Consider the following 17,675-nt stretch of genomic DNA (forward strand, 5'->3'; position numbering starts at 1 on the left):
GGCCTATCGCCCGGCGCTCTCCCGCGCGCCGACCGCCTTGTGCAGATGCACCATCATGGCGGCGGCAAAGAGCGGCGTCAGCAGGTTGAGCAGGGGCACGGCGAGGAAGGCAGCGATGAGCAGCCCGGCCAGAAAGACGGTGCCGGCATATTTCCGGCGCAACGCCCTCGCCTCATCTTCCGGGCGGAAGCGCATGGCGGCGAATTCGAAGAATTCACGTCCGAGCAGATAGCCGTTGACGATGAAGAAGGCGGCGATGTTGACGCCTGGAACCAACAGAAGGAGCAAGGCGACGATGTTGCCCAGGATGACGACGCCGAAGAATTTCACCGACAACACGAGCGAGCGCAGCGCCGGCATGGCGCGTCCGACGGGATCGGCCGGATAGTCGGTGCGCTCGACCACTTCGGCGATGTCGTCGAGAAACAGGCCCGCCACGATTGCCGTCACCGGCGCGATCAGCAGCGCCATCCCGAAGGCAAGAGCGATGGCCGCGATAATGCCGCCCAGCCATCCGGCCCAGGACGGCAGGCCGGGCAACAAGGAGTGAACCCATGGCAGCGCCAGCCAATCGACAAGCCCGGTCAAGACGAACCACAAGGCGACCAGCGCCAGGACGGTCAAGCCCAGCGTCTTCAGGAAAACCGCGCGGAATTCGGGAGAAAACAGCCGGCTGAAGGCGGCGCGGGCAGCGTTGGAGATCACGGCGTTTCCACCCCCAGGAACAAACGAATATCTCCGACATAGGCGGAGACCCTGTCAGCCGCAAGCCTGCCGGAGCGGGCACAATTCCGGACGGGACTTAGAGCATGACCCCAAAAAGTGGGTACCGGTTTTGGAAAAGATCATGCCCCAACAAAGGGCTAGATCATGATGAGATTTCAACCAAATCTCATCATGATCTAGCGCGCCAGCGCCCGGGAGCGGGCGGGGATGGTCATCGCCGCAACGCCGGCGACGACGCAGCCCATCCCCCAGAACGCCGTCGGCCCCAGGCTTTCGCCGAGGAACAGGACACCGATGCCGACGCCGATCGGCACGCGCAGATAGGCCTGCGAGGTCGTGCCGACCGAACCAAGCGTGTGGATGAGGCGGAAAAAGATGCAGAAGGCCAGCGCCGTGGAGAACACCGACAATGCCAACAAGGCCAGTATCGACGCCATTGAAGGCGACAGCGTCCACGGGCGGTCGAAGGCCAGGCTCAAGGGGACGAGGATGACCGCGCCGCACAGCATCGAGCCGGCGGCCGGCAGCATCGGGTCGAGTCCCCTAAAGCTGCGGCCGAAAATGGCTGCGCCGGCATAGCAGACCGTGGCGGCAATGACGGCAAGCTGCGCCCACAATTGATGGCCGAGCCCGCCAAGCGCCTGGGTGCCGACGATCAGGCAAATGCCGGCAATGCCGGCACCGACACCGAACAGCTTGCGTGCGGTCACGGATTCATGGCGGGTGATAAGCGCGGTCAGCAGGAAGGTGAAGATCGGCGAGGTCGCGTTGAGAATGGTGGCCAGACCGGCGTCGATGGAGCGCTCGGCGGCGGCGATCAGCGTGAACGGCACGACGCTGTTGAGGCAGGCCTGGACCATGAACCGCCACAAGGTCGCGCTGTCCTTGGGCATGGCGAGGCCGCGCCAGCGGATCAGCGCGAGCAGGATGGCGCCGGCAATCAAGGTGCGGGCAGCGATGAAGGATATCGGCGGGATCGTCTCGACACCGATCTTGATGAAGGTATAGGACGCGCCCCACAGGGCCGCCAGCACGCCAAGCAGCGCCAGTTCGGTGGTCATGTCGGTCTTTGCTTGCATGCGGGTGCTTCCAGCGCCTGATTTGAGGCCAAGCTTGTAGGCGACCCGGCGGTCAGATGCTTCGGCCACGGTCGAACTGTGATGGAGCCTCGTCCCAGGCGCGCGCGCCGGCTTGGGCCGGCAAAGGATGGAAATCGGTTGCCATTTTTCGGGGTGATGCTGTAGACCCGCCCGGGCGCGGCAGAAAGCCGGCAGGTTCCGAGGCGGAGACATTGATGCCGGATTTTGACGTGCTTTGCATCGGCAATGCCATTGTCGACATCATCGCCCAGTGCGACGACGCTTTTCTCGAGACCAACGGCATCATCAAGGGTGCGATGAACCTCATCGACACCAAGCGCGCCGAGCTGCTCTACAGCCGCATGGGGCCGGCGATCGAGGCCTCGGGCGGCAGCGCCGGCAACACGGCGGCGGGCGTCGCCAGCTTCGGCGGCCGCGCCGCATTCTTCGGCAAGGTATCGAACGACCCGCTCGGCGAGATCTACGCCCATGACATCCATGCCCAGGGCGTTGCCTTCGACACCAAGCCGCTTGAGGGACAGCCGCCGACGGCGCGCTCGATGATATTCGTCACCCCCGATGGCGAGCGTTCGATGAACACCTATCTCGGCGCCTGCGTCGAACTCGGCCCGGAAGACGTCGAGGCCGACAAGGCATCCGGCGCCAAGGTTACCTATTTCGAGGGCTATCTGTGGGATCCGCCGCGCGCCAAGGAGGCGATCCGGCAGACGGCGAAGCTCGCACACGAGGCCGGGCGCGAAGTGTCGATGACGTTGTCGGATTCGTTCTGCGTCGACCGCTACCGGGACGAGTTCCTCGAGCTGATGCGCTCGGGCACTGTCGACATCGTCTTTGCCAACAGCCACGAGATCAAGTCGCTCTACCAGACAAAATCCTTCGACGAGGCGCTGGCGGCTATCCGCAAAGACTGCAAGATTGCCGCCGTCACCCGCTCCGAAAAAGGCTCAGTGATCGTGCGCGGCGACGAGACCGTCACCATTCAGGCGACGACGATCCGCGAACTGGTCGACACCACCGGCGCCGGCGACCTCTATGCCGCCGGTTTCCTCTACGGCTACACCTCGGGGCGCAGCCTGAAGGATTGCGGCGATCTCGGCTCGCTGGCCGCCGGGCTGGTGATCCAGCAGCTCGGGCCACGGCCGCGGCAAAACCTGCGCAGCGCGGCCCAATTGGCGGGGTTGCTGTAGGGCCGTCTTTCGGCGCGCAGCGCCGAGCCAGATGAGGGGTGCCCGCCGGTTGAGGCTGTCCGGCGCTCCGCTCAGGCGGTGCGGCGAAGGTCGTCGGACGTAGGCCCGGGTTCCAAAGCCCCGGCGGTGACCAGCCGGTTGCGGCCGCTCTTTTTGCCGATGTACATCAGTCGGTCGGCGAGCGTTATCAGCGCCTCCGAATCGGACGCTTCCGCCGGGTAGATGGCGACGCCAACGGTGCAACCAACATGGATGGCACCATTCGGCGTCGGCACCTTGATCCGCAGCTTTTCCAGGATACGTTCGGCGACGCCCACGGCCTTCTGTCGGGCCCGGCTAGCCTCTCCTGAAAACAGGAATGCGAACTCGTCTCCACCGAGCCGCGCCACGAAATCAGCGCTGCGCAGGACGGTGCGAAGCTGACCCGCCACCTCATGCAGCAGCGCGTCGCCGGCCTCGTGGCCGAGCGTGTCGTTGACCTTCTTGAACCTATCGAGGTCGATGAACAGCAGGCCGGCCGCCTGGCCGGTGCTGTCGCAGCGGTCGATCACCGACCTCAGCTCGTTGTGAAAGGCGCGCCGGTTGGGCAGGCCGGTCAATGCATCGTGGTTGGCCGAGTGGTCGCTGTGCTGCTTGGCCAGCTCGATCTCGCGCTTTTGTACGGAGAGTTCCTCATTGGCGGCCTTGAGTTCGAGCAGCAGCTCGGCGTTGAGATCCTCGACGACCTTGCGGTCGCTGATGTCGACGACGAAACCTTCCAGGAATTCCAGTTCGCCTGCCTCGTCCCAGACGCCGCCGCCGATCTCGCGGACCCAGAGCGGCTCGCCGACCTGCGGCACGATGCGGTAGTCGACGTTCCAGTTGCAGCGCGCCTCGAGCGCGGTATCGACGGCGGCATAGACGGCAGCGAGATCATCCGGGTGGATGGCCGAGACATAGTCGCGCACGGCATTTTGAATGAAGTCGCTCGGCCGATAACCGCTGACGGTGAAAATGCCGTCGCTGATGTAGAGCATGGTGTAGGACGCATCGTTGCGGCAACGGTAGAGATAACCGTCCATGCGGCCGGTGATGCTCAGCAGCGCATCCAGGCGCTCGTCGTGATAGACCCCCTGGCCGACCACAGATGCCGTGTCATGCTTCATGGCCGCACCCCCGTTTTGGCGGTCTGAGCGCGCCGCCAATGCCATAAGGCCATAGGGGGCGAGAACGTTCCCTATAGCAGCCGAATATTATCAACCTCTTATGGGTTGGCGATTTTGCCGCCAATCAGGCTCCCGCGCTATAGGCCGCGATCGCAGCCATGTTGACGATGTCCGAATCCTTGGCGTTGAGCGAGACGATCTGGACCGGTTTGTTCAAGCCGACCAGCAGCGGGCCGATGACGGTGGAGCCGCCGAGTTCCTGCAGCATCTTGGTCGAGATAGAGGCCGAGTGGAACGCCGGCATGATCAGCACATTGGCAGGGCCGGTCAGCCGGATGAACGGATACTGCGCCATGGCACGGGCGTTCAACGCAACGTCGGCGGCCATCTCGCCGTCATATTCGAAATCGACGCGGCGCTTGTCGAGGATGCGCACCGCTTCCTGCACCCGCTCGGAGCGTTCGCCCTGCGGGTGGCCGAAGGTCGAATAGGCCAGCATGGCGAGCCGCGGCTCGTAGCCCATGCGGCGGGCGAAGCCCGCCGCCTCCTCGGCGATATCGGCGATCTGCTCGGCATTGGGCATATCGTGCACGGCGGTGTCGGCGACGAGGACTGTCTTACCCCGCGCGAGCACGATCGAGACACCGATGACGCGGTGGCCGGGCTTGGCGTCGATGACGCGGCGGATATCGTCAAGTGCCGTGGAATAGTTGCGAGTGACGCCGGTGACGATGCCGTCGGCATCGCCCAGCGCCACCATGCAGGCAGCGAAATGGTTGCGGTCGTTGTTGATCAGCCGCTGGCAGTCGCGGAACAGGAAGCCTTTGCGCTGCATGCGCTCGTAGAGATAATCGGTATAGATGCCGTTGCGGCGCGACAGCCTGGCATTGATGATCTCGATGCCTTGCTTGTTGAGGTCGATGCCGGCGTGCCTGGCGTTTTCCTTGATGACATCGTCGCGGCCGAGCAGGATCGCGGTGCCGAGCTTCTGGTTCACATAGGAGACGGCGGCGCGCATCACCTGTTCTTCCTCGCCCTCGGCAAAGACGATGCGCTTGGGCTGGCGGCGGACGCGATCGTAGATGCGCTGCAAGGTCGAGGCGATCGGGTCGCGGCGGGCCGACAGCTCCTGCGCGTAGCGGTCGAGGTCGAGGATAGGCTTGCGGGCGACGCCCGACTCCATCGCCGCCTTGGCCACCGCGAGCGGGATGGCCGAGATCAGGCGCGGATCGAACGGCACCGGGATGATGTAGTTGGGGCCGAATTTCGGCCGGTTGCCCTGATAGGCGGCGGCGACATCGTCGGGCACGTCCTTGCGCGCCAGGTCGGCCAGCGCTCTCGCTGCGGCGATCTTCATGTCGTCATTGATGGTGGTGGCCCTGACATCCAGCGCACCGCGGAAGATGTAGGGGAAGCCCAGCACATTGTTGACCTGGTTGGGGTAGTCGGAACGCCCGGTGGCCATGATGGCGTCGGTGCGGATTTCGGCCACTTCCTCCGGCGTGATCTCCGGGTCGGGATTGGCCATGGCGAAGATGATCGGGTTCTTGGCCATCGACTGCACCATCTCGGTGGTCAATGCGCCCTTGGCCGACAGGCCGAGGAAGACGTCGGCGCCATCCAGCGCCTCGGCCAGGCTGCGCGTGTCGGTCTTGACCGCATGCGCCGACTTCCACTGGTTCATGCCTTCGGTGCGACCCTGGTAGACGACGCCCTTGGTGTCGCACAGAATGATGTTGTCGGGGGCAAAGCCCATCGCCTTCATCAGTTCGATGCAGGCGATACCGGCCGCACCGGCGCCGTTGCAGACCATTTTCGTGGTCTTCATGTCGCGGCCGGTGATCTCCAGCGCGTTGATCAGCCCGGCGGCCGAGATGATGGCGGTGCCGTGCTGGTCGTCGTGGAAGACCGGGATGTCCATCAGTTCGCGCAGGCGCTGCTCGATGATGAAGCATTCCGGCGCCTTGATGTCTTCCAGGTTGATGCCGCCGAAAGACGGCCCAAGAAAGCGCACGCAATTGATGAACTCGTCGGCATCCTCGGTGTCGACTTCGAGGTCGATGGAGTCGACATCGGCGAAACGCTTGAACAGCACCGCCTTGCCTTCCATAACCGGCTTGGAGGCCAGCGCGCCGAGATTGCCGAGGCCGAGAATGGCGGTGCCGTTGGATATGACGGCGACCATGTTGCCGCGCGTCGTGTAGTCGAAAGCGCGGCTGGGGTCTTCGGCAATGGCCAGCACAGGAACCGCGACACCCGGCGAATAGGCGAGGCTCAGATCGCGCTGCGTCGCCATCGCCTTGGTGGCGACGATCTCCAGCTTGCCGGGGCGGCCCATGGCGTGGAATTCCAGCGCCTCCTCGGCGCTGACGGAGGGGCCGCTATTTTCGGTTTTCTTGGCCATGATGCTTTTGATTTCCTCGCCGGTGTCGCCCCCTTGAGACGGGTGCGTGTTTTTGAAACTTCTGGATCAAGGCTACACGCCACCGCTGTAAATCGCCAAGCGATCTTCACGCCCGCAGCGAATCTCCCGAAGTCGAACGGCGCCACGTCGGCTCTGGCTCGCTGACGAAGGCAGCGATTTCGCGCACCGTTCCCCGCCGCATCATGCCGTCTGTGCCGGGGAAAGGCCACGTCTCGATGGGTGGCGCACGGCTTCCCTTGCGCCGCAGCAATGCAGTCAGGAACGCCATGAGTTCGATGCGCTGGGCGTGAACCTTCTCCAGCGTGCGGCGGCGGATCTGCTGACGCGGTATGGCACGATCTCGCAGCGTCTCGACGGCGCGGCGAATGGCAGCCGGTTCCGGATCGGCGACGATGCAATAATCCGGATCGAAATAGACGTCGCGACCGCCAAGGCTCGGCGTACTGACGATCGGAAGGCCGGCCATCAGATATTCCATCGAGGAGTACATCGCTCCTTCCACGGCCGACAGGCACAGCCCGACGGCGGCCTGGTTGTAGACGTGGTTGACCTGTTGCGCCGTCAGCTTGCCCGGCCAGCCGTCGACGAGCGGATTGGCGATCTGGTGGAGCGGCGAACGCGCCTGCAGTCGCCGAACAAAGGCGCGGGCGGCAACCGGCGGCAATTCGCCGATCGAATAGGTGATGTGGGCCAGCCGCTCTATGTCGAAGGCCAGGTGATGGCGTTTGATCGGCGAGATGCGGCCATTGTAGACCGCGTCGAATTCGACCGGCACGTCCGGCAGCTGCCGGAATATATCCTCCGACACCATCAGATTGTGGTTGGAGAAGATGGCATTGCCGCCCGCAGCCGCGACGAGACGGCGCTCTTCCTCGGTGTTGCACAGGAAGATGATTTCGTGCAGCGGAAACCGGCCGGCATACCAGGCGAGATCGCGGCCCATCCGGGCGATGACAGCCGGCCGCTCCATGGTCCAGGTCTGCATCGTCAGGAAGGTGACGCGCCGTCCCGCCAGGCGCCGGCCAAGGGCCGCCAGTGGATAGAGCGGACGGGCTCCGCCAATCGGGACATAGAGCACCAACGGGTCGCGGCTGAGCACATGCAGCGACATCTCGATGCCGCTATCGAGATCGGACAGCGGTCCCCGTGTCGGCAGGAGGAAGGGGACGCGCTTGCGCACTGTCCCCCTAAGCTTGCTTTTGGTACGGTGGACGCGCCGCGCCGCCAACAGCAGCAGGCGCTCAAGCGCCGATCCAGCCGGACCGACCAGCTCTTCGAACGCCTCCTGTTTGTCCTCATCCATGCCGCTTATCCCCGCCATGGCGATCATAGGGTCTGGTTGGCGCCCGAAGCAACCAACGGCTTCACCCGGCGTAGAGGGAGCACAAGCCGCCGTCGAGGCCGGTCGTCCCCTGCTTTTCGGGCCGCCGGCATTAAACCCCGCACCCACATCTGCTAGCGTGCGGGGATGAACATGCACACTTCAGCAGAAACCGACGCCCCCGAGGTGACACCGCCTGCGCCCGTCGGCAGCGTCACGCCGATGATGGAGCAATATATCGAGATCAAGGCGGCGAACCCGGATTCGCTGCTGTTCTACCGCATGGGCGATTTTTACGAGCTGTTCTTCGACGACGCCGAGAAGGCGAGTCGGGCGCTGGGCATCGTCCTGACCAAGCGCGGCAAGCATCAGGGCCATGACATTCCGATGTGCGGCGTGCCGGTGCATGCGGCCGACGACTATCTGCAAAAGCTGATCGGCCAAGGTTTTCGCGTTGCCGTCTGCGAGCAGATCGAGGACCCGGCGGAAGCCAGGAAGCGCGGCGGCAAATCGGTCGTACGCCGTGACGTGGTGCGCCTGGTGACGCCAGGCACCATCACCGAGGATAAATTGCTGGCGCCGTCGGAATCGAGCTTCCTGATGGCGCTAGGGCGGGTGAAGGGCGGCAACAGCGGTGACGCCTTCGCCCTGGCCTGGATCGAGATCTCGACCGGCGTCTTCCGCGTCGCCGAAACCACGGCCGACCGCCTGCTGGCCGATGTCTTCCGCGTCGACCCGCGCGAGCTGATCGTCGCCGAGCCGGTGTTTTACGATCCCGAGCTGAAGCCGGTGTTCGACGTCATCGGCCGCGTCGCCAGCCCGCAGCCGCCGTCGCTTTTCGATTCGGCTTCGGCAGCGGCGCGGATCGCGCGCTTTTTCGAAGTGGCGACGCCTGACAGTTTCGGTGCCTTCTCGCGAGCCGAATTGTCGGCGATCTCGGGCGCCATCGCCTACGTCGAAAAGACGCAGAAGGCCGAGCGGCCGCCTTTGTCGCGTCCCGAACGCGAGGAGCAGGGCTCGACGCTGTTCATCGATCCTGCGACACGCGGCAATCTGGAACTGTTGCGCACGCTGTCGGGCAGCCGCGACGGCTCGCTGTTCAAGGCTATAGACCGCACGGTCACCGGCGGCGGCGCCAGACTGCTCGCCGACCGGCTGATGGCGCCGCTGACCGATCCGGCGGCGATTGCTGCCCGGCTTGATTCGGTATCGTTCTTCCGCGCCGAGACGCGGCTCTGCCAAGCGGTGCGGTCAAGCCTGAAGAGCGTCGCCGACATGCCGCGAGCGCTGTCGCGGTTGGCGCTCAACCGCGGCGGCCCGCGCGACCTCGGCTCGCTGCGTGCCGGCTTTGAAGCGGCGGGCGCCATTGCCGAAATCTTCGCCGCAACAGCGCTGCCCCATGAATTGACGGAAGCACTTGCCGCGATAAAGGCGCTGCCGCGTGCGCTGGCCAAGCATCTGGCCCAGGCTCTTGGCGAGGAACTGCCGCTGCTCAGGCGCGACGGCGGCTTCGCGCGCGGCGGCTACCATGCCGAGCTCGACGAAATGCGGGCGCTGCGCGACGAATCGCGCAAGGTGATCGCCGGACTGGAGCGCTCGCTGATCGAGGAGACCGGCATCCGCTCGCTGAAAATCCGCCACAACAATGTGCTGGGCTATTACATCGAGGTGACGGCCAACCACCATTCGATCATGACCGGAAGCGACGGCGCCAAGGCGCGCTTCATCCACCGCCAGACCATGGCCAACGCCATGCGTTTCACCACGACCGAACTTGCCGAACTCGAGACCAAAATCGCCAATGCTGCCGACCGGGCGCTGAGCATCGAGCTTGCCGCTTTCGACACGCTGACGACAGAGGCGGTCGCCGAGGCGCAAAAAATTCGCGCCGGCGCCGAGGCGCTTGCCGTACTTGACGTGTCGGCGGCGCTCGCGCTGTTGTCGGAGAGTGAAGCCTGGTGCCGGCCGCTGGTCGATTCCAGCCTCGCCTTCGATATCTCGGGCGGACGACATCCGGTGGTGGAACAGGCGCTGCGGCGCTCGGGCGAAGGGCCGTTCGTCGCCAATGATTGCGATCTGTCGCCGCAAGACGGGGCCAAGGCCGGCGCGATCTGGCTGCTCACCGGTCCGAATATGGGCGGTAAGTCGACCTTCCTGCGGCAAAACGCACTGATCGCCATCCTCGCCCAAACCGGTTCCTTCGTGCCGGCGACGTCGGCCCATATCGGCGTTGTCGACCGGCTGTTCTCGCGGGTCGGCGCCTCGGACGATCTGGCGCGCGGCCGTTCGACCTTCATGGTCGAGATGGTCGAGACGGCGGCGATCCTCAACCAGGCCGGCGAACGGGCGCTGGTGATCCTGGACGAGATCGGTCGCGGCACCGCCACGTTCGATGGCCTGTCGATCGCCTGGGCGGCAGTCGAGTATCTGCACGAGAAGAACCGCTGCCGGGCGATCTTCGCCACTCATTTCCACGAAATGACGGCACTCTCCGGCAAGCTGCCGCGACTGCACAATGTCACGATGCGGGTCAAGGAGTGGGAAGGCGACGTGGTCTTCCTGCACGAGGTCGGCAAGGGTGCCGCCGATCGCTCCTATGGCGTTCAGGTCGCTCGCCTTGCCGGTCTGCCGGAAGCGGTGGTCGGCCGCGCCAAAGAGGTGCTGCATCAGCTCGAGGAAGGCGATGTCTCCGGCAAGGCCAACCGGCTGGTCGACGATCTGCCGCTGTTTTCGGTGGCAATGAAGCGGGAAGCGGCAAAGCCTGCGAAGAGCGACGCACTGGGCGCAGCGCTGGGCGAGATCAATCCAGACGAGATGACGCCGCGCGAGGCGCTGGAAGCACTCTACCGGCTGAAGGGGCTCGCGGGAAAAACCTAGTCCGATTTCAGCCTTGACCAATTGTACCGATTGGTACAATGCTCGCCATCGCCTTTGCCGATGGGAGAATGACATGAGCCGTCCGCCGCTGCCGCCCTTCACCGCCGAGACCGCCGCGCAGAAGGCGCGCATGGCCGAAGACGCCTGGAACAGCCGCGATCCCGAACGGGTTTCGCTCGCCTATACGCAAGACAGCACCTGGCGCAACCGCGCCGAGTTCGTCTCGGGCAGAAATGAGATCGTCTCCTTCCTCACGCGCAAATGGGCGCGCGAGCTGGACTACCGGCTGATCAAGGAGGTCTGGACCTGGAACGACAACCGCATCGCGGTGCGCTTTGCCTATGAATGGCGCGACGACAGCGGCCACTGGTTCCGCTCCTACGGCAACGAGAATTGGGAATTTGACGCGGATGGACTGATGCGTAGGCGCGTCGCCAGCATCAACGACCTGCCGATCGCTGAGGGTGAGCGCAAATATCACTGGTCGCTCGGCCGCCGGCCGGACGACCATCCCGGCCTGTCCGAACTCGGACTTTAGAGTATGATCCCTAGAGCTGTGTCGCGGTTTTCGGCAAAGATCATGCTCAAGCGGAAAAACTAGCGCATGCGCAGGGTCGCGCCCGATCGCGCCGATTTGCTCTCCATCATCGGCGAGGTTTTCCGCGAACACGGCTATGAAGGGGCGAGCCTGGCGCGGATCGGTGCGGCGACCGGCCTAGGCAAAGGCAGCCTTTACCACTTCTTCCCCGGCGGCAAGGAAGAGATGGCGGCGGCTGTCATTGCCCATATAGATGGCTGGTTCGAGGAGAATGTCTTCGTGCCGTTGCAGGACAGGGCCGACCCTCGCACGGGCATCGACCGGATGTTCGAAGCGACCGACAGCTATTTCCGCTCGGGACGCCGGGTATGCCTGATCGGCGCCTTCGCGCTGGATGAATCCCGCGACCTCTTCGCCATCGCGATCAAAAGCTACTTCGGCCGCTGGGTGGCGCATCTTGCCGAAGCGCTGACGCGCGCCGGACACGACCCGGCCAAGGCGGATGAACTCGCCGAAGAGACGGTCGGCGCCATCCAGGGCGCGCTCACGCTGGCGCGCGCCTTCGACGACACCGCAGTGTTTTCGCGCGCGTTGCGACGGGCGCGGGCGGCGCTCGGCTAGAGTGCTACAAGGGCTCGAAGCGGAAAGCCGTCTCGGTTCGAAAAACCCGGCCGACGCCGGGCGATTCAAGATGCGCGCCGGCGACGTAGCAGTCGTTGTTGGCCGCAAGCGCCAGCATTTGCAACCGGCTTGCCCTCGCCTGCTGCTGGTCTGCGTCGAATTCCCACGTGATCTCGGGTCGATCGAATTGAAGCGACGGCACATGTACGATGTCGCCCCAGATCAACAGTGTTTCGCCTGCGCTCACAACGCGAAAGCAAGTGTGGCCGGCTTCATGGCCAGCGGAGCCGATCGTATCGATGTCAGCGCTGACGCGCTGTCCAGCATCGAGAGGCTGGGCGCGATCGTGGAAGCGTTCCAGCCTCGCCACGTCGCGAAACATGCCGAGCTCAGCGCGCGGGACAAGCAGCCGAGAGAGCTGCGGGAAGCCGTCGCCACCATCGGCAAGGATGAGCCCGTGTATATGGTCGAGATGGGTGTGGGTGAAAGCAACAGTCCGAATCCGCTCGGTGGCGATCTTCGCCTCGCGCAGCGCCTCGGGCAGGTGCCCCATTGTCGGGTGCCAGGCGTTCGAAGCCCCTGTGTCGATCAGCGTGATGTCGTCGCCGTCATCGATGGCGAAGGCGTTGACCGACAGCCTGAGCGCACCGTCGACGAGCGGTACATGCGAGGGCAGGTTGTCACCGAATGTCCGGTCTCCGGGCTGGCGCAGCCGCCTGATTGGCATGTCGACGTAACCGTCGCGCAGCGACGTGACCGTCATGGCTCCGACTCTATACGCCGTATGATGATACCCGGCCGAAACCCGTTCCAATCTAGATCATCTCCAGCCCGCGCTTGCGCGTCGGCGGTGGAAAGGCGCGGTCGAGTTCGGCGAGGTCTTCGGCCGTCAGCTCGATGTCGAGCGCGGCAAAATTCTGGCGGACATGCTCCTGGCTACTCGCCTTCGGGATGGCGATGACACCGGGCTGCGCCATCACCCAGGCAAGCGCGATCTGTGCTGCCGTGGCGTTGTGGCGGGCGGCGATGGTTTCCAGCCTGGAATTGCGCGCCAGCGCGCCCTGCTCGACCGGCGAATAGGCCATCAGCGGGATGCCGCGCTGCCGGCTCCACGGTGCGAGATCGAATTCGGGGCCGCGCCGCGACAGATTGTAGAGTACCTGGTTGGTCTGGACATGATCTCCAGACGACAGGCCGGTCAGCTCCTCCATTTCGTCGGTGTCGAAATTGCTGACGCCCCAGTGACGGATCTTGCCGGCCTTCTTCAACGCCTCGAAAGCGTCGACCGTTTCGCCTAGAGGCACACTGCCCGGCCAATGCAGGAGATAGAGATCGATGCGGTCGGTGCGCAGGCGCTTCAAGCTGTTTTCGCAGGCCCGCGCCACGCCGGCGCGCGAGGCATTGGACGGCAATACCTTGGAGACAAGAAAGAGTTCGTCGCGACGCCCGGCAATGGCTTCCGCCACCACCTCCTCGGCGCCGCCGCTGGCATACATTTCAGCGGTGTCGATCAACGTCATGCCGAGGTCCAGCCCGAGCTTCAGGGCATTGACCTCCCCGGCGCGGCGGCGGGAATCTTCGCCCATCTTCCATGTGCCCTGTCCCAGCACCTGGACGGCCTCGCCCGAAGGCAGCGTGGTGGCTCTTATCGTCGATGGCATGTGGGCTCCTGGCGCCGTGTAATCGATGTGAATGGCATCACAACCACGGAGAGAAATCCAGAATGGATCTCTCCGGCATGGCCGTTGCTGCCTTACTTCGCCGGATGGGCGGCGAGCCAGGCCTGCATCTTGGCGATCTCGGCTTCCTGCGCGGCGATGACATCTTCGGCCAGCTTGCGGATTTCGGGATTCTTGCCATTGGCGAGTTCCACCTTGGCCATGTCGATCGCGCCCCGATGATGCGGGATCATGCCGCGCACGAAATCGACATCGGCATTGCCGGAATATTCGATCATCATGTCGGTGTGCATCTTGTCCATCGCCGCCTTGTAGCCGTCGGTCGAAGGACCTTGCGCGCCCATCGCGCCCATGTCGTGTTTCATCTCTTCGGATTGCGCCGGGACGCTTTCGAGGAAACCGGCAAGCAGCATTCCCGCCGCCATCATCAAAAGCACGATTTTCTTAGCCAAGGTCATCCATGATCTCCTGTTGATTGAAATTCGTATCTGGGGGCTTTGCTCAGAGTTTCAACGTCCGCAGCCGCAATGCGTTGGCGATGACCGAAACCGAAGACAGGCTCATGGCCGCCGCCGCCAGCATCGGCGACAAAAGCGTGCCGGTGAGCGGATAGAGCACGCCGGCGGCAACCGGCACGCCAAGCACATTGTAGAGGAAGGCGAAGAACAGATTCTGGCGGATGTTGCGGATCGTCCCCTGGGCGAGCGTTCGCGCCCTGACGATGCCGTTGAGATCGCCCTTGACCAGCGTAATGCCGGCGCTCTCGACAGCGACATCGGCGCCGGTGCCCATGGCGATGCCGACATCGGCGCTGGCCAAGGCCGGCGCATCGTTGACGCCGTCCCCGGCCATGGCGACGCCGGCACCTTTCGCACGCAACTCCTCGACAAGGGCGGCCTTTTGTTCCGGCAGAAGGCCGGCGCGCACCTCGTCAATGCCAAGGCTTTTGGCGATGGCGCGCGCCGTGCGTTCATTGTCGCCGGTCGCCATGATGATCCGCAAGCCTCTGTCGTGCAGCGCCCTGATCGCCTCGGCTGTCGTTGCCTTGACCGGATCGGCGACCGCGACAATGCCGGCCAGTTTTTTGTCCACCGCAACGAACATCGCCGTCTTGCCTTCTGCCTGCAGCGCCTCGGCCCTGGCCGACAGGGAAGCGGTGTCGATGCCGACATCGGCCATCATGGCGGCGTTGCCGAGCGAAACCTTCCTGCCAGACACCGTGCCGGATACGCCCTTGCCGGTGACGGCGTCGAAGCCGCCGGCCTCAACGAGCGTCAGGCCGCGTTCGCCGGCGCCGCCGACAATGGCCTCGGCCAGCGGATGCTCCGAGCCTTTTTCCAGGCCGGCGGCGAGCGCCAGCAATTCATTCTCGGACAGGCCTTCGGCAGCGACGACATCGGTCAAGCGAGGCTTGCCTTCGGTCAAGGTGCCGGTCTTGTCGACGATCAACGTGTCGACCGAAGCGAAGCGCTCGAGCGCGGCCGCGTCCTTGATCAGCACGCCCGCGTGCGCCCCGCGCCCGGTGGCGGTCATGATCGACATCGGCGTCGCCAGGCCGAGCGCGCAGGGGCAGGCGATGATCAGCACCGAGACCGCCGAGACGATGGCAAAGATCAAGCTGGGTTCGGGACCGAAGATCGCCCAGGCGGCAAAGGCCGCGAGCGCGACCAGCACGACGGCCGGCACGAAGTAGAAGGAGACGCGATCGGCCAGACCTTGAATCGGCGCGCGCGAACGCTGCGCCTTTGCGACCAGCTCGACGATGCGCGAAAGCGTCGTTTCGGAGCCGACCTTTTCGGCGCGCATGATCAGCGAACCGTTCTTGTTGAGCGTGCCGCCGGTCAAGGCATCGCCTTTCGTTTTTTCGACCGGCAGCGGCTCGCCCGAGATCATCGATTCGTCGATGGAGGAACGGCCTTCCGTTACAATGCCGTCGACCGGCACGGCGTCGCCCGGACGGAGGCGCAGGTGGTCGCCGGTCTTGACCGCATCGAGCGGCACGTCGGTCTCGGAGCCGTCCTCCCCGATCAGCCGTGCCGTCTTCGGCGCCAGGTCGATCAGCGCACGGATGGCCGAGCCGGTCTTCTCGCGCGCCCGCAATTCGAGGACCTGACCGAGGAATACCAGCGCGACGATAACGGCGGCTGCCTCGAAATAGACCGGCACTGTGCCGCCATGACCGCGGAACTGATGCGGAAAGATGTCCGGAAACAGTGCGGCGACGACGCTGTAGAGGTAGGCCGCACCCACACCCAGCGAAATCAGCGTCCACATATTGGGGCTGCGGTTGACCAGCGACTCCCAGCCGCGGTGGAAGAAGGGGAAGGCCGCCCACAGCACCACCGGGCTGGCCAGCGCCAATTCCAGCCAGACCATCGTTCGCCCGTCGACAAACGCCTGGAACGTCAGGCCGAGCATCGGCGCCATGGCAACGATCAGCAGCGGCAGGGACAGCACCGCGCTGACCCAGAACCGTCTGGTGAAGTCTACCAGTTCGGGGTTCGGGCCCTCATCGCCAGTGGGAACGCCCATCGGCTCAAGCGCCATGCCGCAGATCGGGCAGGAGCCGGGCTTGTCTCTTATCACTTCGGGGTGCATCGGGCAGGTGTATTGAGTGCCTTTCGGCACTGGCGACGGCGTCGGCCTATCGCCGAGATAGTTTTGCGGCTCGGCCTCGAACTTCGCCCGGCAGCCGGCCGAGCAGAAATAGAAACCCTGGCCTTCGTGGCGGAAAAAATGCCTGGCGGTAGCGCGGTCGACACTCATGCCACAGACGGGGTCGGTGGCGGTCAGGTATTTTTCAGGCCCGGCGACGAATTTCGTACGGCAACCCTCGCTACAGAAGTGAAAAAGACGGCCGCCATGCTCGGCCGTCGGCTTGCCGGCTGCCGGATCGACGCTCATGCCGCAGACCGGATCGCGCACCGCGGCTTCGGCGGCCGGCTCAGCAGCCTTTGCCGTACAGCAGTTGCCATCGGCCGCGTGCGCGTGGTGGTGATGCTCGGAATGCGCCATCGAAAAGTGCCTTATATCTGTCTGGGTGAGGAGGTAGTGCTTCCAGTAACTGGAAGGTCAAGGGGCGATTTCCACTTTTCGATCGTGGCCGTCATCGCGCACATCGAGGGAAAATCGCTTACGCAACTTTGTTCCCATGCTATGGACGCGCGTCCCACTGCATCGATCCCACCCAAATGAAATGCCTGATTATCAATCTCGATCGGTCCCGCGATCGCCTCGCCCATGTAACGGCGGAGTTCGCCCGCATCGGCATCGCGTTTGAGCGGGTCGCCGCCATCGATGCGCGAGATCGGCCGGATCTGGCCGAAATGCCGCAGGGCAAGAAGCATTTGCGTCTGGCCGACGCCGAGATTGCATGCCTGCTCAGCCACCAACAGTGTTGGTCGATGATCGCTGCAGGTGAGGATGCTTACGCGGCGATTTTCGAGGACGATGTCGTTTTCCCGGACAAAGCCGGCGCTTTACTTGCCGATGCGGGCTGGATTCCCGCCGATGCGGACATCGTCAAGCTTGAAACGTTCTTCAACCGGACCGTAATTTCACGCAAGCAAGTTGCCTGCGGCCACGGTTTTTCTGCGAGCAGACTGCACGGGCTCCATATCGGTACGGCGGGATACATCCTGTCCAGACAGGCCGCGCAGGACCTTCTTGCGGCAACGAATGAGATCAGCATTCCCGTCGATCACCTCGTCTTCAATCCGCGTTTTGCGACCTCGTCCGACAAGGTCATTTACCAACTCGTCCCAGCATTGTGCCTGCAGGCACAATTCCTCGGCGACAGTCCGGTGAGATTGCCAAGCCTGCTCAAGCAGGAGCGAACAGAGGAATGGGTGGCAAGCGGGATAGGTAAACGGCGCCCCAGGCCAATCACCGCCAAGGTAAGGATCGAGACCAGGCGGTTGACGCGGCAGATCGCCGATCTCTTCCGGCTCCGGCGCGAGATGATCATCCCTTTCTGGTATCGCGGCCGACGCGTCCGTCCGCCCCATACACAGCGCCGTGAAAACGCGCTATAGACGCCGCGCAAAGGCGAGGCCC

Annotated in this window: 14 protein-coding genes; 5 read left to right on the top strand and 9 right to left on the bottom strand. The window is 64.2% G+C overall.

Annotated elements, in window-relative coordinates:
- Nucleotides 1–3: 3 nt before the first annotated feature.
- A complete protein-coding gene (locus NKH22_RS04820; protein ID WP_023692652.1) occupies nt 4–705 on the bottom strand; it encodes a sulfate transporter family protein in 702 nt (233 codons plus the stop codon).
- Between the two features lie 197 nt (nt 706–902).
- Nucleotides 903–1,805, bottom strand: a complete 903-nt coding sequence (locus NKH22_RS04825; RefSeq protein ID WP_023672873.1) for a DMT family transporter — start codon at nt 1,803–1,805, stop codon at nt 903–905.
- 215 nt (nt 1,806–2,020) lie between these two features.
- Here NKH22_RS04825 and NKH22_RS04830 point away from each other — a divergent pair, with 215 nt between their 5' ends.
- Nucleotides 2,021–3,013, top strand: a complete 993-nt coding sequence (locus NKH22_RS04830) for an adenosine kinase (RefSeq protein ID WP_352909041.1) — start codon at nt 2,021–2,023, stop codon at nt 3,011–3,013.
- A 71-nt stretch (nt 3,014–3,084) separates the two neighbouring features.
- On the opposite strand, the gene NKH22_RS04835 is transcribed toward NKH22_RS04830, so the two are convergent.
- From NKH22_RS04835 to NKH22_RS04845, 3 genes are all read right to left on the bottom strand, one after another.
- Complete coding sequence (locus tag NKH22_RS04835) at nt 3,085–4,158, bottom strand: GGDEF domain-containing protein (RefSeq protein ID WP_023746643.1); 1,074 nt, start codon at nt 4,156–4,158, stop codon at nt 3,085–3,087.
- 124 nt (nt 4,159–4,282) lie between these two features.
- Nucleotides 4,283–6,562: an NADP-dependent malic enzyme gene (locus NKH22_RS04840; RefSeq protein ID WP_352807692.1), complete on the bottom strand. Its 2,280-nt coding sequence runs from the start codon at nt 6,560–6,562 to the stop codon at nt 4,283–4,285.
- Between the two features lie 106 nt (nt 6,563–6,668).
- A complete protein-coding gene (locus NKH22_RS04845) occupies nt 6,669–7,886 on the bottom strand; it encodes a glycosyltransferase family protein (protein ID WP_352909042.1) in 1,218 nt (405 codons plus the stop codon).
- Between the two features lie 165 nt (nt 7,887–8,051).
- Here NKH22_RS04845 and mutS point away from each other — a divergent pair, with 165 nt between their 5' ends.
- From mutS to NKH22_RS04860, 3 genes are all read left to right on the top strand, one after another.
- On the top strand, nt 8,052–10,781 hold the full coding sequence (gene mutS / locus NKH22_RS04850; protein ID WP_352909043.1) for a DNA mismatch repair protein MutS: 2,730 nt from the start codon (nt 8,052–8,054) through the stop codon (nt 10,779–10,781).
- A gap of 73 nt (nt 10,782–10,854) precedes the next feature.
- A complete protein-coding gene (locus tag NKH22_RS04855) occupies nt 10,855–11,319 on the top strand; it encodes a nuclear transport factor 2 family protein (protein WP_352909045.1) in 465 nt (154 codons plus the stop codon).
- Between the two features lie 66 nt (nt 11,320–11,385).
- Complete coding sequence (locus tag NKH22_RS04860) at nt 11,386–11,940, top strand: TetR/AcrR family transcriptional regulator (protein ID WP_023698949.1); 555 nt, start codon at nt 11,386–11,388, stop codon at nt 11,938–11,940.
- A gap of 4 nt (nt 11,941–11,944) precedes the next feature.
- On the opposite strand, the gene NKH22_RS04865 is transcribed toward NKH22_RS04860, so the two are convergent.
- The 4 genes from NKH22_RS04865 to NKH22_RS04880 all read right to left on the bottom strand — a co-directional run bounded on the left by NKH22_RS04865 (nt 11,945) and on the right by NKH22_RS04880 (nt 16,634).
- Nucleotides 11,945–12,703 (bottom strand): MBL fold metallo-hydrolase, encoded by a 759-nt coding sequence (locus NKH22_RS04865; RefSeq protein WP_352909047.1) that lies wholly within the window; start codon nt 12,701–12,703, stop codon nt 11,945–11,947.
- 52 nt (nt 12,704–12,755) lie between these two features.
- Nucleotides 12,756–13,601: an aldo/keto reductase gene (locus NKH22_RS04870; RefSeq protein WP_352909048.1), complete on the bottom strand. Its 846-nt coding sequence runs from the start codon at nt 13,599–13,601 to the stop codon at nt 12,756–12,758.
- A gap of 92 nt (nt 13,602–13,693) precedes the next feature.
- Nucleotides 13,694–14,077, bottom strand: coding sequence for a CopM family metallochaperone (gene copM, locus NKH22_RS04875; RefSeq protein WP_352909049.1), 384 nt, complete (start codon nt 14,075–14,077; stop codon nt 13,694–13,696).
- Between the two features lie 43 nt (nt 14,078–14,120).
- On the bottom strand, nt 14,121–16,634 hold the full coding sequence (locus NKH22_RS04880; RefSeq protein WP_352909050.1) for a heavy metal translocating P-type ATPase: 2,514 nt from the start codon (nt 16,632–16,634) through the stop codon (nt 14,121–14,123).
- Nucleotides 16,635–16,810: 176 nt separating this feature from the next.
- Between NKH22_RS04880 and NKH22_RS04885 the strand changes: the two genes are divergently transcribed.
- A complete protein-coding gene (locus NKH22_RS04885; protein WP_352909051.1) occupies nt 16,811–17,653 on the top strand; it encodes a glycosyltransferase family 25 protein in 843 nt (280 codons plus the stop codon).
- Nucleotides 17,654–17,675: the final 22 nt, after the last annotated feature.

This window comes from Mesorhizobium sp. M1252, from assembly GCF_040318265.1.
GTDB lineage: Bacteria > Pseudomonadota > Alphaproteobacteria > Rhizobiales > Rhizobiaceae > Mesorhizobium.